General features: G+C 76.8%; 6 protein-coding genes. All 6 read left to right on the top strand.

Translation table 11 applies throughout. The features are described from left to right. Positions 1-397 precede the first annotated feature (397 nt). The 6 genes from VKK44_RS18880 to VKK44_RS18905 are packed head-to-tail and all read left to right on the top strand — an operon-like array spanning position 398 to position 24,197. Positions 398-12,499 (top strand): non-ribosomal peptide synthetase/type I polyketide synthase, encoded by a 12,102-nt coding sequence (locus tag VKK44_RS18880; RefSeq protein ID WP_343442437.1) that lies wholly within the window; start codon positions 398-400, stop codon positions 12,497-12,499. Beyond that, positions 12,496-15,714 (top strand): amino acid adenylation domain-containing protein, encoded by a 3,219-nt coding sequence (locus VKK44_RS18885; protein ID WP_343442438.1) that lies wholly within the window; start codon positions 12,496-12,498, stop codon positions 15,712-15,714. Before VKK44_RS18880 ends, VKK44_RS18885 begins: the two co-directional genes overlap by 4 nt. Then, a complete protein-coding gene (locus tag VKK44_RS18890; RefSeq protein WP_343442439.1) occupies positions 15,711-16,754 on the top strand; it encodes a TauD/TfdA family dioxygenase in 1,044 nt (347 codons plus the stop codon). Before VKK44_RS18885 ends, VKK44_RS18890 begins: the two co-directional genes overlap by 4 nt. After that, a complete protein-coding gene (locus VKK44_RS18895) occupies positions 16,751-17,770 on the top strand; it encodes a TauD/TfdA family dioxygenase (RefSeq protein ID WP_343442440.1) in 1,020 nt (339 codons plus the stop codon). The genes VKK44_RS18890 and VKK44_RS18895 overlap by 4 nt, the downstream gene beginning before the upstream one ends. Beyond that, positions 17,767-23,028: an amino acid adenylation domain-containing protein gene (locus VKK44_RS18900; RefSeq protein WP_343442441.1), complete on the top strand. Its 5,262-nt coding sequence runs from the start codon at positions 17,767-17,769 to the stop codon at positions 23,026-23,028. The genes VKK44_RS18895 and VKK44_RS18900 overlap by 4 nt, the downstream gene beginning before the upstream one ends. Beyond that, positions 23,025-24,197 carry a trans-sulfuration enzyme family protein gene (locus VKK44_RS18905; protein WP_343442442.1) on the top strand — a complete coding sequence of 391 codons (1,173 nt, stop codon included), beginning with the start codon at positions 23,025-23,027 and terminating at the stop codon, positions 24,195-24,197. The genes VKK44_RS18900 and VKK44_RS18905 overlap by 4 nt, the downstream gene beginning before the upstream one ends. The last annotated feature ends 4 nt before the right edge of the window (positions 24,198-24,201 follow it).

Genomic DNA, 24,201 nt, shown 5'->3' on the forward strand with positions numbered 1-24,201 from the left:
GAACAGCCAAGACGGTCAGGTGGCGCGACGCGGCGGGCCCCCCTTCCCCCGCATCCGGCATATCCCTCCACAATGGTGTCGAGGCGGCGGAAGCTCCCGATGACCGATACGAGCGACATCACCCCGGGGACCGGCCCGGAGTGCGGGCCGAGGCCCCGCAATCACATTTCTTACCGGCCGCCGGGAACTGGCCGAACGTGCAACACCCGCCACCGAAAGCATCGACCGGCGGCACGATTCGGGGATCGGCGGACAAAGATCGCCGGTGACATGATGAGCCGGGTTCCCCATCGAGGAATCCTGATCTTCCATCATCCCGGCCGGACGGTCCGGCGCGGCGACCGCCCGCGTCCGGATGCGGTCCACCCGACGGCCGGCAGCGACGAAGGCGGAGGCGATGACCGACGTCCTGCGGCCCCGGCGAACGGTGCCCGCCCCACCGGCGCGGGACCGCTCCGGCCACCCCGCGCCGGCGACCGCCGCGCAGCGCCAGATGTGGCAGTTGGACCGCCTCGACCCGGGCTCGGCCGGCTACCTGGTGCCGCTTGCCTACCGGCTGCACGGCCCGCTCGACGTGGCGGCGCTGTCCGCCACGCTGGACGAGCTGGTGGCCCGCCACGCCGCGCTGCGCACCACGCTCGCACCCGGGCCGTCCCACGACGCCCCGGGCGCCGGAATCCCGCACCCGGGCGGGGACGGTACGGACACCCCGCTCGTCCAGGTGGTCCACGAACCGCGCCCGGGGCTGCTGCGGGTGCACGACCTCAGCGGACTGCCGAGCTGGCACCGGGACCGGGAGGTGGCCGCCCGGCTGCGCGCCGCCGGCCGGGACCCGCTCGACCTGACACACGGGCCGGTGCTCCGGGCCGATCTGGTGCGGTGCGCGCCGGAGGAGCACGTGCTCCTGCTGACGTTCCACCACGTCGCCATCGACGAGTGGTCGCTGGGCCTGCTGCACGAGGAGTGGGAACGGCTCTACGCGGCGTACCGGGCCGGGCGGCCGGCCACGCTCGACCCGGTCGAGGTCGACTGCCGCGACCACGCGCGCCGGCAGCGGGAGTGGCTCGCCGGCGCGGAGGCGTCCGCCCAGCTCGACTACTGGCGGGAGCAGCTCGCGGGCGCGTCCGCGGCGCTGGACCTGCCCACCCGGGGACCCCGCCCGGCGGTGCCGTCCGGCGCCGGCGCCACGCTGTCGGTGCCGCTGGACGTGCCCACCGGGGAACTGGCCGCGTTCTGCCGGCGCGCGCGGGTGTCGCCGTACATGGTGCTGCTGGCGGTGCTGCACGTGCTGCTGGCCCGGTGGACCGGCGAGCGGGACGTCGTGGTCGGCACGCCGGTGGCCGGCCGGCGCGACCCGGAGACGCGGCAGCTCGTCGGCCTGCTGCTCAACACCGTCGCGATCCGGGCCCGGCTGGACGACGACCCGTCCTTCACCACGCTGCTGGAGCGGGTACGCGTCGCCGTCCTGGACGCCCTGAGCCGGGAGGAACTGCCCTTCTCGACGGTGCTGGAGACGCTGCGCCCGACCCGCCGGGCCGGCTTCAGCCCGCTGTTCCAGGTGATGTTCGTGTACGGCCGGGAGGCCGCCCCGCCCCGCCTGGACGGCCTCCAGGTGAGCACCGTCGAGGTGCCGGTCGGAACCGCCAAGTTCGACCTCACGGTGGCCGTCCGGGAGGACGACCGGGGGCTGCGGACCGTGTTGGAGTACCGCACCGACCTGTTCGACGCCGACCTGATGACCCGCCTGGCCGGGCACTTCCGGACGCTGCTCGCGGCGCTGCTGACCGACCCGGACACGCCGGTCGGCTCGGCCGCGATGCTGACCGCCGACGAGCACCGGCGGCTGGTCGCCGAGTGGAACCGGACCGCCACGCCGGCCGAGCCGGACGAGCTGGTGCACGCGTTGATCGAGGAGCAGTCCCGGCGTACCCCCGACGCGGTGGCGGTGACCGACGGCGACGCCGCGCTGAGCTACCGGGAGCTGCACGCGCGGGCCGAGGCGCTGGCGGAGACGCTGCGCGCGCGGGGCGTCGGCGTCGGCGGCCTGGTCGGCGTGCTGCTGCCCCGCGCGGTCGGATTCACCGTGGCGGTGCTGGCGGTGCTGCGGGCCGGCGCGGCCTACGTGCCGATGGACCCGGCGAACCCGCCGGCCCGGCTGCGGCACCTGATGGACGACACCGCCGCGCCGGTGGTGCTCACCTGCGCCGAACTGGCGCACCTGGTGCCCGGCGACGCGGCGCTGCTGGTGCCGGGGCCGGACGCCCCGGCGCCCGCAGGCGCGACGGCACGCGGCAGCGGACCCCGGCGTCGGCCGCGCCGCCGGCCGGCGCCCACCGCGGACGACCTGGCGTACGTCATCCACACCTCCGGCTCGACCGGCCGGCCGAAGGGCGTCATGGTCACCCACCGGGGGGTGGCCAACTACGTGCGCTGGGCCACCCAGGCGTACCGGCTGCGCCCCGGTGACGTGGTCCCGCTGCACTCCTCGGTCGGGTTCGACCTGACCGTGACCAGCCTGCTGGTGCCGCTGGCGGCCGGCGCCACGGTCCGGATGATCGGCGAGCACCTCGGCCCGGCCGCGCTGGGCGAGGCGCTGCGCGACACCGCCACGCCGTTCGGCCTCGTCAAGATCACCCCTGCCCAGCTCGAACTGGTCACCCACCAGCTCCGCCCGGACGAGCTGGCCGGTCGCACCCGGTGCTTCGTCATCGGCGGCGAGAACCTGCGCGCCGACCAGGTCGCCCCGTGGCGGACGCACGCGCCGGAGACCGCGCTGGTCAACGAGTACGGCCCGACCGAGACGGTGGTCGGCTGCGCCGCGTACGAGGTGGAGCCGGAGACGCCGACCGACGGCTCGGTGCCGATCGGCCGGCCGATCGCGAACACCGCGCTCCACCTGCTCGACGGCTGGGGCAACCCGGTGCCGGTGGGCGTGGTCGGCGAGCTGTACGTCGGCGGGGCCGGGGTGGCCCGCGGCTACCTGGGGCAGCCGGGCCGCACCACCGAGCGGTTCCTGCCCGACCCGTTCTCCGGGGTGCCCGGCGCGCGCCTCTACCGCACCGGCGACCTGGCCCGCCGCCGCCCGGACGGCGTCCTGGAATACCTGGGCCGCACCGACCGGCAGGTCAAGGTACGCGGCTACCGGGTGGAGTGCGGCGAGATCGAGGCGGCGGTCCGCCGCCACCTGCCGGCCGCCGACGTGACCGTCCACCTGCGCCACGACGACCCGACCGACCCGCGGCTGGTCGCGTACCTGGCCGGCGACGACGAGGCGGACCCGGCGGAGCTGCGCGCCGCGCTCGCCGCCGAGTTGCCGTCCTGGCTGGTGCCCGCCGCGTTCGTGCGGCTGGACGCGCTGCCGCTGACCGGCAACGGCAAGGTGGACGCCGAGGCGCTGCCCGCGCCCGGCCCGGCCGACGCCCCGGCCGCCCGCCGCGCCACCGGACCGGCCACCCCGGCCGGTCCCGCCGCCCCGAGCAGCGCCGACGACGCCGCCCCGGACGGCCTCCGGGCCGCCGCGCCGGGCGGCACGACGACCACGACGGCGGGGACGCCGGGCCGGTGGGACGCCGACCGGGTACGCCTGGAGCGGCTGGTCGCCGAGGTGTGGCGCGAGGTGCTCGGCGTGCCGCAGGTCGGCACCCGGGACAGCTTCTTCGACCTGGGCGGCCACTCGATGCGGCTGCTGGCCGTGCTGGACCGGCTGCGCGCCCGGCTCGGTGACGTGCTGACCGCCACCGACCTGTTCCGCCACCCCACCGTGGAGTCGCTGGCCGCGTACCTGGTCACGGTCACCACGACCGGGGCGGCGCCGCAGCCCGCGCGCGAGGCCCCGCCGGTGCCTGCGACGCCCACGTCCGCCGGCCCGGCGGACGGACCGATCGCGGTGGTGGGCATGGCCGGCCGGTTCCCCGGCGCCCGGACCGTCGACGAGTTCTGGGCGAACATCCGCGACGGGGTGGAGTCGGTCCAGGAGTTCACCGTCGAGGAGATGCTCGCCGACGGCGCGGACCCGGCCCGGATCGACGACCCGGCGTACGTCCGGGCCGGCACGTTCCTGCCCGGCATCGACGAGTTCGACGCGGCGTTCTTCGGCTTCACCCCGCGCGAGGCGGAGACGCTGGACCCGCAGCACCGGCTGCTGCTGGAGTGCGCCTGGCACGCGCTGGAGCACGCCGGCCACGACCCGTCCCGCCACCCCGGCCGGGTCGGCCTGTTCGCCGGCTCCGGCCGCAGCTCCTACCTGCTCGACCACCTCAGCGGCCACCCGGAGCTGACCGGCGGGCTCAGCGAGCACCAGCTCTCGCTCGGCAACGACAAGGACTTCCTGCTCAGTCGCGTCGCGTACCAGCTCGACCTGACCGGGCCGGCGGTCACCGTGGCCACCGCCTGCTCGACGTCGCTGGTGGCGGTGCACCTGGGCCGGCAGAGCCTGCTGACCGGCGAGTCCGACGTGGTGCTGGCCGGCGGCGTGAGCGTCTTCCCGGCCCAGCGGCGCGGCTACCTCTGGCACGACGGCGGCATCTACTCCCCCGACGGGCACTGCCGCCCGTTCAGCGCCGACGCGCGCGGCAGCATCGAGTCCAGCGGCGTGGGCGTGGTGGTGCTGAAGCGGCTGGCCGACGCCGTCGCCGCCGGCGACACCGTCTACGCGGTGATCCGCGGCTCGGCGGTCAACAACGACGGGGCCCGCCGCACCGGCTACACCGCGCCGGGCGTCGCCGGTCAGGTCGAGGTGATCAGCCGGGCCCTGGCCGACGCCGGCGTGCACCCCCGCTCGGTGGGCTACGTGGAGGCGCACGGCACCGGCACCACGCTCGGCGACCCGATCGAGGTGGCCGCGCTGACCGAGGCGTTCCGGCGCTCCACCGACGCACGTGGCTTCTGCGCGCTCGGCTCCGTCAAGGCCAACATCGGGCACACCGACGCGGCGGCCGGGGTGGCCGGCCTGATCAAGACCGTGATGGCGCTGTGGACGCGGACGCTGCCGCCGGCGGTCAACCTGGACCGGCCGCACCCGGCGATCGACGTCGGGGCCGGGCCGTTCCGCTTCGAGCGGGCCGCCCGGCCGTGGGCCGCCGACGGTCCACGTCGGGCCGGGGTCAGCTCGTTCGGCATGGGCGGCACGAACGCGCACGTGGTGCTGGAGGAGCCGCCGGCGCCGCCCGGCCCGGTGACCCCGCCCGCGCCGGGGCCACGGCTGCTGGTGCTCTCCGCGCGTACCCCGGCCGCGCTGGAGGCCGCCACCGGGCAGCTCCGCGACCATCTCGACGCCCACCCCGGGACGCTGCTCGCGGACGTCGCGGCGGCGCTGGGCCGCCGGGCGGCGCTGACCCACCGCCGGTACGTGGTGGCGGCGGACCGGGCCGACGCGGTGTCCGCCCTGGACGCGCCGGCCCGCCGGTTCACCGGGGTCCGTCCGGACGGGCGGCGGACGCTGGCGTTCGCGTTCCCCGGGCACGGCGCCCAGCACGTGGCGATGGGCGCGGGACTCTACCGGGCCGAGCCGACCTACCGGGCCGTGGTGGACGCGTGCGCCGAGCTGCTCGGCGACGACCTCGGCCGGGACCTGCGCGCCGTGCTCGACCCGCCGCCGGGCGGACACCCGGCGGCGGAGGAGCTGCTGGCCCGCCCGGAGCTGGTGCAGCCCGCGCTGTTCGTCACCGGGTACGCGCTGGCCCGTACGCTGCTGGCCCGGGGCGTCACCCCGGACCTGATGGTCGGCCACAGCCTCGGCGAGTACGTGGCCGCCTGCCTGGCCGGCGTCTTCCCGCTCGCCGACGCGCTGCGCCTGGTGCGGGTGCGCGGCGAGCTGGTGGCGCGTACGCCGGTCGGGGCGATGCTCGCGGTGGGCCGATCCGAGGCGACGGTGACCGGGCTGCTCGACGAGGGCCTCGCGCTGGCCGCGGTGAACGCCCCGGAGCTGTGCGTGGTCTCCGGCGACCCGGCGGCGGTCGGGCGGCTACGCGAGCGGCTGACCGCGGACGGCGTGGACTGCCGCCCGCTGCGGGTGACGCGCGGCTACCACTCGGCGCTGCTCGACCCGGTGCTGGACGAGTTCGCCGCGCACGCCGCCCGGGTCGCGTACGCCGAACCGCAGCGCCCCTACCTCAGCAACCTCACCGGTGGGCCGGTCACGCCGGGGCTGGTCACCGACCCGGCGTACTGGGTGCGGCACCTGCGCGAGCCGGTCCGGTTCGCCGAGTCGGCCGCGTTCCTCGCCGAGCAGGACGCCGTCGTGGTCGAGGTGGGCCCCGGGCACGCGCTCGGCGGCCTGGCCCGGCTGGCCGGGTTGCCGCCGGCCCGGGCGGTCGCGGCGATGCGGCACCCCCGCGCCGAGGCCGACGACGTGGCGACGCTGCTCGACGCGGTGGGACGGCTGTGGCTGGCCGGCGTGCCGGTCGACCTGGACCGCTTCCACGGCGACGGCGACCGCCGGCTGCCGCTGCCCGGCTACCCCTTCGAGCGGCACCGCCACTGGATCGCCCCGGCCCCGCACACCCCCGCCCCCCGCACCCCCGGGGCCGCTTTCCCGGAAAGCGTGGCCGTTCCGAGCGAAACAGCCACGCTTTCCGGGAATCAGCGCGCGCAGGAGGAGGGAGGCAACCGGCCGGCGTTGAGCACCTCGTATGTCGCGCCGGTGGGGGCGGCGCAGGAAGCGGTGGCGGCGGTCTGGAGCGACCTGCTCGGCATCGCGCCGATCGGCGCGCTCGACGACTTCTTCGAGCTGGGCGGGCACTCGCTGCTCGCCACCCAGGTGGTGGTGCGGCTGCGTGCCCGCCTCGGCGTGGCGGTGCCGCTGGAGACCGTCTTCGCCCGACCGACCGTCGCGGCGCTCGCCGCGACGCTGCCCGCGACCGTGGCCGCCGCACCGGCGACGCCGCCCGTGGCGGGCCCGGCGGACGCCGCGACCACCGCCGTCGAGGAGCCGACCGCCGCGCAGGCGACGCCGCCCGGGGCGGGCCCGCCCGACCCGACCGTCGCGTCCGACGTCGGGGAGCGCATTCCCCGGGCCGAGCCGGACGCCGGCCCGACGCCGCTCTCCTCCGGCCAGCACCGGCTGTGGTTCCTGGACCAGGCGTACGCGCAGAGCGCCTACACGGTCGGCACCACGCTGCTGCTCGACGGCGTGCTCGACGCGGACGCGCTGCGGACCGCGCTGGCCGGCCTGGTGCGCCGGCACGAGGCGCTGCGGACCGTGTTCCCGCTCGGGCCGGACGGCGACCCGGTGCAGCGGGTGCTCCCGGCCGGGCCGGTGGACCTGCCGGTCCTGACCGCGCCGACGGACCCGGACCCGGCCGTGCCGGTCAGCATCGTCGAGCCGGCGGTGGCCGCGGCGGTGCCCGGGTGGGTGCACGCCGCCCTCGCCGCCGACGTGCGGCGCCCGTTCGACCTGGCGGCCGGGCCGCTGTTCCGGGCCGTGCTGCTGCGCGTCGCCGACGACCGGCACGTGCTGTCGCTGACCATGCACCACGCCGTCTCCGACGGCTGGTCGCTCGGCGTGGTGGCCCGGGAGGTGGCCACCCGCTACGCCGCCGCCCGCGCCGGAGGCGACGACCCGCTGCCCGAACTGGCCGTCCAGTACGGCGACTACGCGCGTTGGCAGCGCGGCCGACTGGCCGATCCGGACCACCCGGACCTGCGGTACTGGCGGCAGCAGCTCGCCGGCGCGGCCACCGTCCTGGACCTGCCCACCGACCGGCCGCGTCCGCCGGTGCAGACGTTCGACGGCGCGGTCCGCACGCTGGTGCTTCCCCCGTCGACCGCCGACGCGCTGCGCCGGTTCAGCCAGCGGCACGGCGTCACGCTGGCGATGACGTTGCTGGCCGCGTGGCAGACGCTGCTGTGGCGCTGGACCGGTCAACGCGACGTCTGCGTCGGCACGCCGGTGGCCGGCCGGGTCCGGGCCGAGTTGGAGCCGATGGTCGGCTTCTTCGTCAACATGCTGCCGATGCGGACCGTGCTCGACGGCGACTGGACGTTCGCCGAGCTGCTCGGGCAGGTCCGCCGCACCGCGCTGGGCGCGTACGACCACCAGGAGGTGCCGTTCGAGCGGCTGGTGGACCTGGTCGACGCGCCCCGCGACCTGAGCCGCAACCCGCTGTTCCAGGTGATGTTCAACCTGCTCAACGTGCCGGAGCAGCGGGACGTGGAGGCGGCCGGGCTGCGGATGACGCCGTTCGCGGTCGAGCCGGGCATCGCCCAGCAGGACCTGGCGCTGTACGCGTACGAGGTGGCCGAGGGGCTGCGGTTCCGGCTGGAGTACAACACCGCGCTGTTCGACCCGGCGACCGCCGACCGGATGGCCGGACACCTTCAGACGCTGCTCGCCGCCGCGGTCGCCGACCCGGGCACCCGGCTGGCGGCGCTGCCGCTGCTCACCGACGCCGAGCGCGACCGGTTCGCCGAGTGGAACGACACCGCCGCGCCGGCCGGCTGGGACACCCCGCCCGGCCGGGTGCCGACGCTCGTCGACCTGTTCGCGCACCAGGTGGCGACCGGCCCCGACCGGCCGGCCGTGACGTTCGGCGGGACCACGCTCGACTACGCCACGCTGGACGCCCGCGCCGACCGGCTCGCGCACCGGCTGCGCCGGGACGGGGTCGGTCCCGACGTGCCGGTCGCGGTCTGCCTGCCCCGCTCGGCCGAGCTGCCGGTGGCGCTGCTCGGCGTGCTCAAGGCCGGCGGCGCGTACGTGCCGGTGGACCCGGAGTACCCGGTGGAGCGGCAGCGGTACGTGCTGACGCACAGCGGCGCCACGGTGCTGGTCACCGAGGCGGCCCTGGCCGACCGGCTCGACTTCGCCGGCACGGTGGTGACCGGCGCGGACGCGGCCGGGGAGCCGGACACCGCCGCCCCGGCCGGGGAGCCGGAGACCGCCGTTCCGTCGTCGGCCGGGCCGGACCACCTGGCGTACCTGATCTACACGTCCGGCTCGACCGGCCGGCCCAAGGGCGTCCGGGTGAGCCACCGCGCGGTGGTCAACACGTTGGCGACGATGCGCGAGCGGCCCGGCCTGACCCGCGACGGCACCATGCTGGCGATGGCGAGCTTCGCGTTCGACATGTCCGTGCCGGAGCTGTTCCTGCCGCTGGTGGTCGGCGCCCGGATGCTGCTGGTGGACCGCGACGTCGCGTACGACGCGACCCGGCTGGCCGACCTGCTCGCCGCCGAACGCGTCACGCTGGCCCAGGGCACGCCGACCACCTGGCGGCTGCTGATCGAGTCGGGGTGGACCGGCACGCCGGGGCTGACCGCGGTCTGCGGCGGTGAGGCGGTGCCCGCCCCGCTGGCCCGGCAACTGGCCGAGCGGGTGGACGCGCTGTGGAACCTGTACGGCCCGACCGAGGCGGCGGTCTGGGTCACCATGGACCGGATCGTCCCGGACGGGAGCCGGCCCACCATCGGCCGGCCGATCGGCAACATGCGGGTCCACGTGCTCGACCCGGGGCTCGATCCGACCCCGGTCGGCGTGCCGGGCGAGATCTTCCTGGGCGGTCCCGGACTGGCCCGGGACTACCACGCCGATCCGGCGCTGACCGCCGCGCGGTTCGTGCCCGACCCGGGCGGCGGCGGGCGGCTGTACCGCACCGGCGACCTGGGCCGGCGGCTGGCCGACGGCCGGATCGAGTTCCTCGGCCGGGGCGACTCGCAGGTGAAGGTGCGCGGGTTCCGGATCGAGCTGGGCGAGATCGAGGCGGTGCTGCGCCGGCACGACGCGGTCCGCGACGCCGCCGTGGTGGTCCGCGAGGACGCCGGCGAGAAGGCCGTGGTGGCGTACCTGACCCTGACCGACGGTCCCGAGCCGGACGCCGGGCGGGCGGTGACGGCCGACTTCGCCGCCGACCCGGCGCCGTGGCGGGCGTACGCGCGCACCTGGCTGCCGGACTACATGGTGCCGTCGGCGTTCGTGCCGCTGGACCGGATGCCGCTCAACGCCAACGGCAAGGTCGACCGGGCGGCGCTGCCCGCGCCCCGCCGCGACCGCACCGCGGCCGGCGCCGGTGAGCCGGACACGCCGCTGCGGGCCGCGCTGGCGCGGCGCTGGGCCGAGGTGCTCGGCTACGACCGGGTCGGCATCGACGACGACTTCTTCGACCTGGGCGGCGACTCGTTCCGGGCGATCAAGGCGCTGGCCGGCAGCGACCCGGCGATCAGCGTGCTCGACCTGTTCCGGCACCCGACCATCCGGGCGCTGACCGAGCACCTGGCCGCCACCGGCGGTTCGGCCGGCCGGCTGCTGCACGAGCTGACCCCGGCCCGGCCGGGCACGCCGACCACGCTGACGCTGCTCTGCGTGCCGTTCGGCGGCGGCAGCGCGATCACGTTCCAGCCGTTGGCGGACGCCCTGCCGGCCGGCGTGTCGCTGTACGCGCTGGAACGCCCCGGGCACGACCTGAACCGTCCGGACGAGCCGATGCTCGACCTGGACGAGCTGGTGGACCGCTGCGTGGCCGAGGTGGTCGAGCAGATCACCGGCCCGGTGGCGGTGTACGGGCACTGCGTCGGCGGGGCCGAGGCGGTGGAGCTGGCCCGCCGGTTGGAGGCGGCCGGCGTCGAGGTCACCGGCGTGGCGATCGGCGCGCACTTCCCCGCGCCCCGGCTGCCCGGCCGGGTGTTCGGCTGGCTGCGCCGGTGGTTCCCGGTGGAGCGCTGGGCGTCGAAGCGGCGGACGCTGGAGTCGCTGCGCGCGATGGGCTTCTTCACCGAGGTCTTCGACGCCGCCGAGAAGGACTTCGTGATGCGGGTGGTCCTGGCGGACTCGGCCCGGGGCGAGGACTACTACACCGACGTCTACGCCACCGGCCTGCCCCGGAAGCTGTCCGCGCCGCTGGTCTGCGTGGTGGGCAGCGGCGACCGGGCCACCGAGCTGTACCAGGAGCGGTACCTGGAGTGGGAGTTCTTCGCCGACCGGGTGTCGCTGGCGGTCATCGACGGCGCCGGGCACTACTTCGCCAAGCACCAGCCGGCCGAGCTGGCCGCGATCATCCTGGCGCACTGCGCCCCCGCGCCGGGCCGGTCCGCCGCCGCGCCCGCGGAAGCCGACCGGCCCGCCGGCGTACCCGTCGGGGCGCGGCCGGTCGAGGCGGCCCGGAGCGCGCCCCGGACCGCGCCCACGGCGCACGGCGCGGCGCGGCGGACGGCGACGCCCAGCCTGGCGGTGTTCTACCTGGTCGCGATCGGCCAGCTCGTCTCGCTGGTCGGCAGCGGGCTGACCGCGTTCGGCATGGGGCTCTGGGTCTACCAGCGCACCGGGTCGGTCTCGCTGTTCGCCACCGCCACCGTGCTGGCGCTGCTGCCGGCCGTGGTGCTCTCCCCGATCGCCGGCGCGCTCGCCGACCGCTGGGACCGCCGACGGATCATGGTGCTCGCCGACTGCCTGGCCGCCACCGGCACGGTGAGCCTGGCGCTGCTGCTCTGGCTCGGCCAGCTCCACCTCTGGCACATCCTCACCGCGATCACCGTCACCGCCGTGGCCACCGCGTTCCAGCAACCCGCCTACCAGGCGGCGGTCACCCAGCTCGTGCCGAAGCGCTACTACGGGCGGGCCAACGGCATCGTCTCGCTCGGCACCGCCACCAGCACCGTGCTGGCCCCGCTGGTCGGCGGCGCGCTGGTGCTCGCCGTCGGGCTGCGCGGCATCGTGGTGATCGACCTGGTCACGTTCGCGGTGGCGGTGACCGTCACGCTGTCGGTCCGCTTCCCGGACACGCTGTTCGTGCGCCGGGAGGAGCCGTTCCGCCGCGAGGTGCTGGGTGGCTGGCGGTTCATCGTCCGCCGGCACGGGCTGGTCGCCCTGGTCGTGCTGGTGGCGTCGCTGAACTACTTCTTCGCCATGGTGGAGGTGCTGGTCACGCCGCTCACGCTCTCCTTCGGCGACCCGGCGGTGCTCGGCCGGGTGCTGGCCGCCAGCGGGGTCGGCATGGTGGTCGGGTCGGTGCTGATGGGCGTCTGGGGCGGCACCGCCCGGCGGACCACCGGCATCCTGGCCAGCGTCGTGCTGCTGGGCGTCTCGCTGCTCACCGTCGGGCTGCGGCCGGACCCGCTGTTCCCGGCGCTCGGCCTGTTCGGCATGGGCCTGGCCACCGCGCTGGTGAACACGCACTGGCTGGCCATCGTGCAGGCCAAGGTGGGCCTGGAGTTGCAGGGCCGGGTGCTCGCCATGGCGCAGATGCTGTCCTGGCTGATGGTGCCGGCCGGGTTCCTCAGCGCCGGCCCGCTCGCCGAGCACGTGCTCGCCCCGCTGGCCCGGCCCGGCGGTCCGCTCGCCGGGCTGGCCGGCACCGGGCCGGGCCGGGGGATGGCGCTGGCCGCGATCCTGGCCGGGCTCTGCGCGCTGGCGCTGGCCGCCGGCGGCATCGCGTACCGGCGGATCCGCCGGCTGGAGGACGAGCTGCCGGACAACGACCCGGGCAGCGTGGTGCTCGCCGACAAGGACCGTCTCCAGGAGGAGGCGGACCGCCGGCTCGCGGCGGCGCTCGCCGGTGGCGGCCGGTGAACGCGCCCGCCCGGCCCGCCGGCCCGACCCGGCGCGCCGCCGCCCGCCGTACCGGCAGCGGTCCGGCCCCGGTGGACTGCCTGCACCGGATGGTCGCCGCGCAGGCCGCCCGCACCCCGGACGCGGAGGCGGTCCGGCACGGCGACGCCACGCTCACCTACCGGGACCTCGACGAGGCGGCGAACCGGCTGGCGCGGGTGCTGCTCGCCGCCGGCGTCACGCGCGCCGACCGGGTCGGCGTCTGCCTTCCGCGTACGCCGGAACTGGTGGTCGCGCTGCTCGCCGTGCTCAAGGCCGGCGCGGCGTACGTGCCGCTGGACCCGGCGTACCCGGCGGCCCGGGTGGCGTTCATGACGGCCGACTCGAAAGCCCGGCTGGTGCTGACCCGCACCGACCTCGCCGGCCGGTTTCCCGGCCCGACCGTGCTGACCGACCGGCTCGACCCGGCCGGGGACGGCACCGACCCGGCGACGCCGGTGACGCCGGCCGACCTGGCGTACGTCATCTACACGTCCGGCTCCACCGGGCGGCCCAAGGGCGTGGCGATCGAGCACCGCTCGGCGTCGGTGCTGCTGCACTGGGTCCGGCAGACGTTCGACGACACCGAGCTGGGCGGCATGCTCGCCGCCACCTCGGTCTGCTTCGACCTGTCCGTGTTCGAGATCTTCGGGCCGCTGGCCTGGGGTGGGCGGGTGCTGCTGGTCGACGACGTGCTGGCGCTGGCCGCGCCCGGCGCGGACCGGCTGCCGGTGACGCTCGTCAACACCGTGCCGGCGGCGATGGGCGAGCTGCTCACCGCCGGGGCGCTGCCACCGGGTGTCCGCACGGTCTGCCTGGCCGGCGAGCCGCTCACCGCCGCGCTGACCGCCCGGGTGTGGGCCCGCCCGCACGTGCGCCGGCTGTGCAACCTCTACGGCCCGTCCGAGGACACCACGTACTCGACCTGGGCGGAGGTGCCCCGCGACGACGGGGACCCGCCGATCGGCCGGCCGCTGCCGGGCACCCGGGCGTACGTGCTCGACCCGGACGGGCGACCGGTGCCGCCCGGCGAGGCCGGTGAGCTGTACCTGGCCGGCACCGGGCTGGCCCGCGGCTACCTGGACCGGCCGGCGGAGACGCGGGACCGGTTCCGGCCGGACCCGTTCCGGCCCGGCGAGCGGATGTACCGCACCGGCGACCGGGTCCGGCTGCGCCCGGACGGGCAACTGGCCTACCTGGGTCGGCTCGACGACCAGGTGAAGCTGCGCGGCTACCGGATCGAGCTGGGCGAGGTGGCCGCCCGGCTCGCCGCGCTGCCCGGCGTACGCGGGGCGACCGCCGCCGTCCGGCCCGGCCCGAGCGGGGACCCGGTGCTGGTCGGCTACCTGACCGGCGAGCGGCGCGACGACGTGCGGGCCCGGCTGGCCGAGGTGCTGCCCGCGCCGCTGGTGCCGGCGGCCGTGGTCTGGCTGGACCGGCTGCCCACGCTGCCCAACGGCAAGGTCGACCGATCCGCGCTGCCCGCGCCGACGTTCGGCTCGGCCGCCGGCTCCGGCTCGCTCGACCCGACCGGCGCGCTGGTCGCGGCGGTCTGGCGGGAACTGCTCGGCGTGCCGGTCACCGGCCCGGACGACGACTTCCTGGCGCTCGGCGGCGACTCGCTGCTGGCGGTCCGCTGCGCCACCCGGCTGACCGCCGCCACCGGCCGCCGGGTCCACCCCGGTGCCCTGTTCGCCCGCCCGACCGTCGCCGCGCTGGCCGCCTGGATCGACGCGCCCTCCGATCCGGACGGTGCGCCGATCGACCCGGCGGGGCGCGGTCCGGACCTCACCGGCACGCCGACGACCGCCGGAGCCGCGACCGGCGGGCCGGCCGGCGACGGGCCCGCGACCGGCGGGCCGGCGCCGCTGTCCGCGGCGCAGCGGCGGTTCTGGTTCCTGCACCGGCTCGACCCGGCCGACACGTCCTACCTGCTGGCGTTCGCGGTCCGGTTCGCCGCGCCGCTGGACCCGGAACGGCTGACCCGGGCGCTGCACCGGGTGGTCGACCGGCATCCCGCGCTGCGCACCGTCCTGCCCGCCGGGCCGGACGGGCCGGTGCAGGTGGTGCGCCCGGACGCCCGGCCGGACCTCGTGGTCGCGCCGGCCGACCCGGGCGCTCCGCTCGACGCCCGGCTGGCCCGGCTCGCCGCCGAGGGCACGCGTGCCCCGATGGACCTGGCCACCGGGCCGCTGCTGCGCGCGTGCCTGCTGCCCGACGGCGGCGGTCGGGCGGAGGCGCTGCTGCTGGTCGTGCACCACGCGGTCGCCGACGACTGGTCGTTCGGGGTGCTGGTGCGGGACCTGGCGGCGGCCTACGACGACCCGGACGCGCCCACCGAGCCGGCGCCCGGCCCGGCCGTCCTCGCCGCCGCGCAGCGCGCCTGGCTGGCGGCGCCGGCCGGCCGGCGCGCGACCGACGAGCTGCTGGCCGAGCTGCGCGACGCCCCCCACCTGCTGGAGGTGGGCGGGGGCCCCCGCTCGACGCCTGTGGCGCAGGAGGAGGTCCCGGCGCACACCCGGGGCGGGGCCGCGCTGCGGACCACCGTGGACCCGGCGACCGCCACGGCGGTGCGGGACCTGGCCCGCGCGCACCGGGCCAGCCTGCACATGGTCGGGCTGGCCGGGTTCGCCGCGCTGCTCGGCGCCGCCACCGGCCGGGACGACCTGCTGGTCGGCGTCGCCTTCGCCGGCCGCACCAGCGTGGCCGCCGAACGCAGCGTCGGCTGCCACGTGAACACGCTGCCGCTGCGACTGCGCCCGGCGCCGGACCGGACGTTCGCCGAGCTGCTCGCCGAGGCCCGACGGGTCACGCTGTTCGCCGCCGCCCGCCAGGACGTCCCGTTCGACCTGCTGGTGGAGCGGCTCAACCCGACCCGCCGACCGGGTCGCAACCCGCTCGTCCAGGTCGCGTTCGGGGTGCAGAACGCGCCACCGGCCCGGCACCGCAGCGTGGCCGGCGGCGGCGACTTCGTCGGCGTCGAACTGACCCCGGACGCGGCCCGCCTCGACCTGACGCTCTGGCTGGACGACCGGCGGGACGCGCTGGACGCGCTCTGGACCTACCGCACCGACCTGTTCGACCACGACGGGGTGGTGACGTGGCACCGCCGCCTCACCGCGCTGCTGCGTACCGCCGCCGTCGACCCCCGGCGCAGTCTGGCCGACTGCGCCGACACCGCTGGGAGAGAGAGATGACCGATCAGATCCGGGTCGCGCGGCCCGTCCCCCGCCGCGGCCGGGAACGGAACCTGGTGGACGTACGACCGGACTGGCCGGGCGGCCCGCTGCCGGCGCTGGTGCACGCCAACGTGCCCGACGTCGACCTGGCCGGCTGGCTGGCCGGGCACCGCGACGAGGTGGACGGGCTGGCCCGTCGCGCCGGCGCGGTGCTGTTCCGCGGCTTCGCGGTGGCCGGCGCGGACGACTTCCGCACGGTGATGGCGGCGCTCTCCGACGACGTGCTGTCCTACGGCGAGCGGTCCTCGCCGCGCAGCCGGGTCACCGAGGGCGTCTACACGTCCACCGAGCACCCCGCCGACCAGCCGATCGTGCTGCACAACGAGCAGTCGTACACGGTCACCTGGCCGCTGCGCATCGTGTTCCACTGCGAGGTCGCGCCGGCCGCCGGTGGGCGTACGCCGCTGGCGGACAGCCGTCGGGTGCTGGCCCGGCTGCGCCCGGAGACGGTCGCGGAGTTCGAGGAGCGCGGCGTGCTCTACCGGCGCAACTACCTGCCCGGCATCAGCCTGTCCTGGCAGACCGCGTTCCAGACCGACTCCCGCGCCGAGGTCGAGGCGTACTGCGCGCGGTCGCTGATCGACGTGGAGTGGGTGGGCGAGACGCAGTTGCGGACCCGGCAGGTGCGCCCGGCGGTCCGCCGGCACCCGGTCACCGGGGAACGGACCTGGTTCAACCACGCGTTGTTCTTCCACGTCACGTCGCTGCCGGCGGACGTCAGCGCCGGGCTGCGGGCCGCGCTGGCCGAGGAGGACCTGCCCTACCAGACCGCGTACGGCGACGGCACGCCCGTCCCGGACGAGGTGCTGGCCGAGCTGCGCGCCGCGTACGCGGCGGAGACCCGCGCGTTCGACTGGCGGGCCGGCGACGTGCTGCTGGTGGAGAACATGCTGGCCGCGCACGCCCGGGAGCCGTTCACGCCGCCCCGGCGGATCCTCACCGCGATGGCCGACCCGGCCGCCGCGCCCGAGCTGACCGCGAAAGGTGGCACCTCATGAGCGCCCCCGGGCCCCGCCGCCGCGCCGCCGGTGGCACCGTCACCGCGCCGGTGACCCGTCGCACGCTCGGCCCGGACGGCTTCGTGCTGCTGGTCGAGGCCGCCGTGCCCGACCTCGACCTGGCCGGCTGGCTCGCCGGGCGGCGGGCCGAGCTGCTGGCCGACCTGGACCGGCACGCGGCGGTGTTCTTCCGCGGCTTCGACGTGCGCAGCGCCGACGACTTCGGCCGGGCCGCCCGGGAGATCAGCCCGGAGCTGCTCGGCTACCTGGAACGGGCCGCGCCCCGGCACGAGGTGGCCGACCGGGTGTTCACCTCGACGGAGTTCAACGCCGCCCAGTGGATCCCGCTGCACCACGAGATGTCGTACTCGCACAACTGGCCGACGCATCTGTTCTTCCACTGCGCGCAGCCGGCCACCGGCGACGGCGGCGCGACCCCGCTGGCCGCCGAGCGGGTGGTCACCCCGCTGATCCCGGCCGAGGTGCGGGAACGGTTCGCCCGCGACGGCGTGCGCTACGTGCGCAACTACGGCCCGCACCTGGACCTGCCGTGGCAGGAGGCGTTCCAGACCACCGACCGGGCGGAGGTGGAGGCGTACTGCGCCGCGTCGGCCACGGAGTTCACCTGGCTGGGCGCGGACGGGCTGCGGACCGTGGCGCGGCGGCAGGCGACGGCCACGCACCCGCGGACCGGGGAGACGGTGTGGTTCAACCACGCCCACCTGTTCCACGTGTCGAACATGCCGCCCGAGGTGGCCGACGCGCTGAGACGCGAGTACGGCCCGGAGGGGCTGCCGCGCAACGCGTACCACGGCGACGGTGAGCCGATCCCCGACGAGGTGGTCACCGGCATCCGTGAGCTGTACCGGCAGCACGCCCTCTCCGTGCCGTGGCGGCGCGGCGACGTGCTGGTGGTGGACAACTTCCTGGCCACCCACGGCCGGGAACCCTTCACCGGCGACCGGCAGATCCTGGTCGCCATGTCCGACCTCTACGTCAACCGGAGTGTGTGGTGAACGGATACCGTCTGTCCCCGGTCCAGCGACTGGCCTGGTCCGGCAAGCAGGATCTGGTGCGGGCCCGGGTCCGGCTCGGCCGGCCGCTCGACCGGGCCCGGTTGCAGACCGCCGTGGACGAGGTGGTGGCCCGGCACGAGGCGCTGCGGCTGACGCTCGTGCACCACCCCGGGCTGCGGGTGCCGTTGCAGGACGTGGACGACGACCGGACGGTCCCGGTCGGCGCGCAGGGCGAACTGTCGGTCATGCTCACCGACGACGCGTTGGAGCTGGCCGCCACCCCGCTGATCGCCGACCCGGCCAGCCTGCGCCTGGTCCTCGCCGACCTGGCCCGCGCGTACGCCGGCGACCTCCCGGCGGTCGAGGAGGAGGCGTTGCAGTTCCTCGACATCACCGAGTGGCAGGTCGAGGAGCGCGACCAGGCGGCGCCGCCCGCGCCGGGCGCACCGGCCGCGCGGCTCGTCGAGCCGCACGGCGACGACCCGGACGCGACGGTCACCGCCACGGTGCCCGCCGCCGAACTGGCCGGGACCGCCCGCGCCGCGAACGGCGACGTCGGGACGCTGCTGCTCGCCGCGTGGGCGCTCGCGGTGGCCCGCCGGGCCGAGACGCCGGACGGGGCCGAGGAGACGGATCTGGTGCTGGCCCGCTGGCACGACGGCCGGCACGCCGAGGGCACCGGCGGCGTGGTCGGCCCGTTGGGCGGCTACGGGCCGCTGCGGCTGGCGTTGCCGCTGCCGGCCGAACCGGCCGAGCTGCTGGCCGCCGTACGCGCCGCCGAGGTCGCCGCCGACGAGACGTTCCACCTGGTCGACCCGGTCGACGAGAGCACCGGCGCGGTGGCCGGGTTCGCGGTCCAGCCGCCGGTCGCGCCGGCCACCGTCGCCGCCCTCGGCGGCACGGCGGCGGAGGTGCCGGTGCCGCCGCCGCCCGCCGGGCCGCGGCTCACCGTGCTTCCCGGCGACGACGAGGTCACGCTGCGGGTGACCGGCGGGCAGTGGTTGCTCGACTCGCTGGTGGCGGTGCTGCGCAGCCTGCCGGCCGCGCTGGCCGGGGACGCCCCGCTCGCCGTGCTCGGCGCCGGGGAGGCCGGCTGGCTGGTCGAGGCCGGCGGCACGGCGGGGGCCGCGCCGACGCGTACCGTCGTCGACCTGCTGGACGCCGGCCTGGCCGGGATGGACGCCGACGCCCCGGCGGTGGTGGCGGCCGACGGCGCGTACCCCGCCGGGGAGCTGGACGCGCGGGCCGGGCGGGTGGCCGCGGCGCTGGCCGCGCGCGGCCTGGCCGGCCGACCGGTGGGCGTGCTGGCCGGCCGCTCCCGGGAGACCGTGGTGGCGTTCCTCGGCGTGCTGCGGGCCGGCGCGGTGTTCGTGCCGCTCGACCCGGACGCCCCGGCGCCGCGCCTGGCCGCCCAGCTCCGCGCCGTCGGCGCGGAGTGCGTGGTCGGCGACCGGGGCCCGGCGACCGTGTCGGTCGGCGAGCTGGTCGCCGCCGGCGGCCCACCGCCCGCGACCGCGCCGGCCCCGACCGACCCGGCGTACGTCATCTTCACCTCCGGCTCCACCGGCACGCCCCGGCCGGTCCGGGTGTCGCACGCCGCCGCCGCGCACCTGACCGGCGCGCTGGAGGCGACCGGGTACGCGGACAGCGCGCCGGGTCTGCGGGTGGCGGTCAACGCGCCGCTGACGTTCGACGCCTCGGTGAAGCAGCTCGTGCAGCTCGCCCACGGCCGCGCCCTGTGTCTGGTGCCGGACGACGTGCGCCGCGACGGTGCCGCGCTCGCCGCCTGGCTGGCGGAGCAGCGGGTGGACGTGCTCGACCTGACCCCTTCCCAGCTCCGCATCCTGCTCGCCGGCGCGGGCGACACCCGGCTGCCCGGCCTGCTGCTGGTCGGCGGCGAGCCGGTGCCCGAGGACCTGTGGGCCGCGGTGGCGGCGCGGCCGGGCGTCCGCGCGGTCAACCTGTACGGCCCGACCGAGTGCACGGTGGACACCACGGCGGCGGAGATCCGCGCCGGGGACCCGCCGACCATCGGCCGGCCGCTGCCCGGCGTGGCGGTGCGGGTGCTGGACGAGCGGCTGCGTCCGGTGCCGCCGGGGGTGGCCGGGGAGCTGTGCGTCGCCGGTCCGCAGCTCGCCGACGGTTACCTCGGCGACCCGGCGGCGACCGCCAGTCGGTTCGTGGAGCTGCCGTTGCCGGCCGGCGGCGTCGAGCGGGTCTACCGCACCGGTGACCGGGTGCGCTTCGACGCGCGGCGGCGGCTGCGTTACCTGGGCCGTCTCGACGATCAGGTGAAGATCCACGGTTTCCGGGTGGAGCCGGGCGAGGTCGCCGCCGTGCTGCGCGGGCACCCGGAGGTGGCCGACGCCGCGGTGGTGGCCCGCGACGACGACGGGTACGGCGACCGGCTGGTCGCCTACGTCCGGCCGCGCGCCGGCGTCGCGCTCGACCTCGACCGGGTCGCAGGCATCAACCCGCACGAGACCCGTTACCTGTACGACGAGATCTTCGGGCAGCGGGTCTACCTGCGGGACGGGATCGTGTTGCGCCCCGGCGCGACGGTGCTCGACGTGGGCGCCAACATCGGCATGTTCTCGCTCTTCGTGCACCAGGTCTGCCCGGACGCGACGATCCACGCGTTCGAGCCGGTGCCGGCCGTGGTCGAGGCGTTGCGCCGCAACGTCGCGGAGTTCGGCGTGCCGGCCACGGTGCACGCGCACGGGTTGTCGCGGGAGCCGGGCGAGGTCTCGTTCACCTACTACCCGGGCTACTCGATGATGTCCGGCCACGCCGCGTACGCCGACCCGGACGCCGAGATCGGGGTGATCAAGCGGTACCTGGCCAACGAGCGCGACGCCGGAGCGGGTGAGCGGGACCTGCTGCTCGACCGCGCGGACGAGCTGCTCGCCGAGCGCTTCGCCGGCCGGGAGCTGACCGTGCCGGTCCGACCGCTCTCGGCGGTGCTGGACGAGCTGGCGCCGGACCGGATCGACCTGTTGAAGATCGACGTGCAGCGCGCCGAGGCGGACGTGCTGGCCGGGCTGGACGACCGGCACTGGCCGCTTGTCGCGCAGGTCGCCATGGAGGTGCACGACGCCCCGGGCACGGCGACCGCCGGCCGGCTGGCCGAGCTGGTGGCGCTGCTGGAGGCGCGGGGCTTCACCGTGGTCACCCGGCAGGACGACCTGCTGGCCGGCACCGACCGGCACACGCTGCACGCGGTCCGTCCCGGGTACGCCACCGCGGGCGTGACGGTGGACGCGGCGCCCGCCGCCGGGCCCGTCGCGCCGCCTCGGCAGTGGCTCGCGGAGCGACTTCCGGCGCACCTGGTGCCGGCCGCGGTGGTGGTCCTCGACGAGCTGCCGTTGACCCGCAACGGCAAGCTGGACCGGGCGGCGCTGCCCGCGCCCCGGCTGGACCGGCCGGCCGGCGACCCGGCGGAGACGCCGGCGAACCGGGCCGAGGAGATCCTGGTCGAGGCGTGGCGCGAGGTGCTCGGGGTGGCGTCGTTCGGCGTCACGGACAGCTTCTTCGCGCTCGGCGGCGACTCCATCCGCAGCATCCAGATGCAGGTGGCGGCGCAGAAGCGCGGGCTGTCGTTCCAGCTCAACGACATCTTCACCCACCAGACGATCCGGGACCTCGTCACGCACGGCCGGATCACGCTGGACGGGGTCGCGCCCGAACCGGCCGCCCACGACGGCCGGTTCTCGCTGGTCACGGCCGCCGACCGGGAGCGGCTGCCGGACGGGCTGGCCGACGCGTACCCGATGACCGCGCTCCAGCTCGGCATGGTCTACCACGGTGAGCTGACCGGCGACCCGGCCGTCTACCACAACGTCACCGCGCACCGGGTCGCCGCGCCGCTGGACGTGGCGGCGCTGCGTCGCGCGCTGGCCGTGCTGGTGGACGCCCACCCGGTGCTGCGGACCGGCTTCGCGCTCGGCACGTACGCGGAGCCGTTGCAGCTCGTCCACGCGCGGGTGCCGGTCGAGCTGCCGGTGACGGACCTGACCGGGCTCGACGCGCCGGCCCGGCAGGCCCGGGTCGACGCGCTGGTCGCCGAGGAACGCCGGCGTCCGTTCGACTGGGCCCGGCCGCCGCTGCTGCGGCTGCACGCGGCCCGCACCGACGCCGACGGGTTCACGCTGCTGGTCGCCGAGCACCACAGCGTCCTGGACGGCTGGAGCCTGCACCTGTTCCTGGCCGACCTGCTCGACGCGTACGACCGGGAGCGGGTCGGCGCGGCGGCCGGGGTCGATCCCGGGCTGCCGTTCCGGGAGTACGTGGCCGCGGAGCGGGCGGCCCTGGCCGACGCCGCGACCCGGCGGTTCTGGTTGGACGGCGCCGGTGCCGCGCCGCCGCTGCTGCTCGGCGGCGCGCAGCCACGGACCACCACCACCCAGCGGGTGCCGCTGCGGGCGGGCACCACCGAGCGGGTCGCCTCCGCCGCCCGGGACGCCGGGGTGCCGGTCAAGTCCTGGCTGTTCGCCGTGCACCTGCGCCTGGTCGGCGAGCTGGCCGGCCGGGACGACGTGGTCAGCGGCCTGGTCGTCGGCGGCCGGCCGGAGGGCGAGGGCAGCGCCGCCACGCTCGGACTGTTCCTCAACACGCTGCCGGTCCGCCTCGCGCTGGGCACCCGGTCGGTGGCCGAGCTCGCCGCCGAGGCGTGGCGGGCCGAACGGGACCTGATGGGGCACCACCGCTTCCCGCTCGCCGAGATCGTCCGGGCCGGCGGCGCGGGCCCACGGTTCGACCACTTCTTCAACTGGACGCACTTCCCGCCGCGTCCGGCCGACGCCGGCAGCCGCATCGTGGACAGTCGCGGCGTCACCGTGGACGTGGCGTTCAGCCTCGCCGTCGACGCCGAGCTGGCCGACGGGCGGCTCGGGCTGATGGTGCAGTACGACCACCGGCACGTCCCGGCCGATCGGGTGGACGCGCTGGCCGACGGCTTCCGCCGGCTGCTGGCGGCCGACCCGGACGCGCCGCTGCCACCGGTGGCCGGGCCGACGCCGGCGGCCGGCGGGGACGCCCGGCAGGAGTGGGCGGACCATGTGGCGGCGGCCTGGCAGGAGGTGCTCGGCACCGCGCCGCGCGACCCGGCGGCCGGCTTCCTGGCCGCCGGTGGCGACTCGCTGCGCGCGCTGCGGCTGGTCACGCTGCTGCGGCAGCGCCACGGCAGCGACCTGACGTTGCCGGAGTTCACCGCGCTGGGCAGCTACCGGGCGCTGGTGGAGCGGGTGGCGCGCGGATGACCGGGTTCGGCACCGCCGCGGTGCACGGCGACGACGGCCTGGTTCCCGGCGGGGCGGTCGCGCCGCCGATCGTGCAGAGCGCCACGTTCAGCGCCGAGTCCGACGAGCGGTTCACCGAGATCGCCACCGAGACGCGGGGCAGCGCGTTCTACACCCGCTACGGCAACCCGAATCACGCGCAGGTGGCCGCCGTGGTGGCCGAGCTGGAGGGCGCGGAGACCGGGCTGGTCACCGCGTCCGGGATGGGCGCGATCAGCACGGTGGCGTTGGCCCTGCTCGCCGCCGGCGACCACGTGGTGGTGCAACGCAGCACGTACGGCGGCACCACCTCGCTGGCCACCGGGCTGCTGCCGCGCTTCGGCGTCGCGTACACCCAGGTGGATCAGACGGACGCGGACGCGTTCGCGCGGGCGCTGCGGCCGGAGACGCGGTTGGTGCTGGTGGAGACGCCGAGCAACCCGCTGCTGGAGCTGACCGACCTGGCCGCCGTGGTGGCGTCCGCGCACGCGGCCGGCGCGCTGGTGGTGGTGGACAACACGTTCGCCACGCCGGTCAACCAGCGTCCGCTGGCCGCCGGCGCGGACCTGGTCTGGCACAGCGCCACGAAGTTCCTCGGCGGGCACTCCGACGTGTCCGCCGGGGTGGTGGTCGGCGGCGCGGAACTCGTCGAGCGGGTGTGGCGGACGGCGATCGTCACCGGCGCCACGCTCGGCCCGGTCGACGCCTGGCTGCTGCTGCGCGGCCTGCGGACGCTGCCGCTGCGGGTGCAGCGGCACAACGCCAACGCGCTCGCGTTGGCCGAGGCGTTGGCGGGTCACCCGGCGGTGGCCCGGGTCCGCTACCCGGGGCTGCCCTCGCACCCGCAGCACGCGCTGGCCCGCCGGCAGATGACCGGCTTCGGCGGGGTGCTCGGCGTCGAGCTGGCCGCCGGCCGGGCCGGCGCGGCGGCGCTGCTGGCCGGGCTGCGGCTGGCCAAGCGGGCGGCCAGCCTCGGCAGCGTCAGCACGCTTGTGGTGCATCCGCGTTCGATGTGGGCCGGGATCGTGGACGCCGAGCAGCTCGCCGCCGCCGGGATCGGCGAGGGTCTGGTCCGCGTCTCGACCGGCATCGAGGACACCGCCGACCTGGTGGCGGACTTCCTGGCCGCGCTGGAGGCGGCGCCGACCTGACGAC

This window comes from Micromonospora sp. DSM 45708 (assembly GCF_039566955.1).
Classification (GTDB): Bacteria; Actinomycetota; Actinomycetes; order Mycobacteriales; family Micromonosporaceae; genus Micromonospora.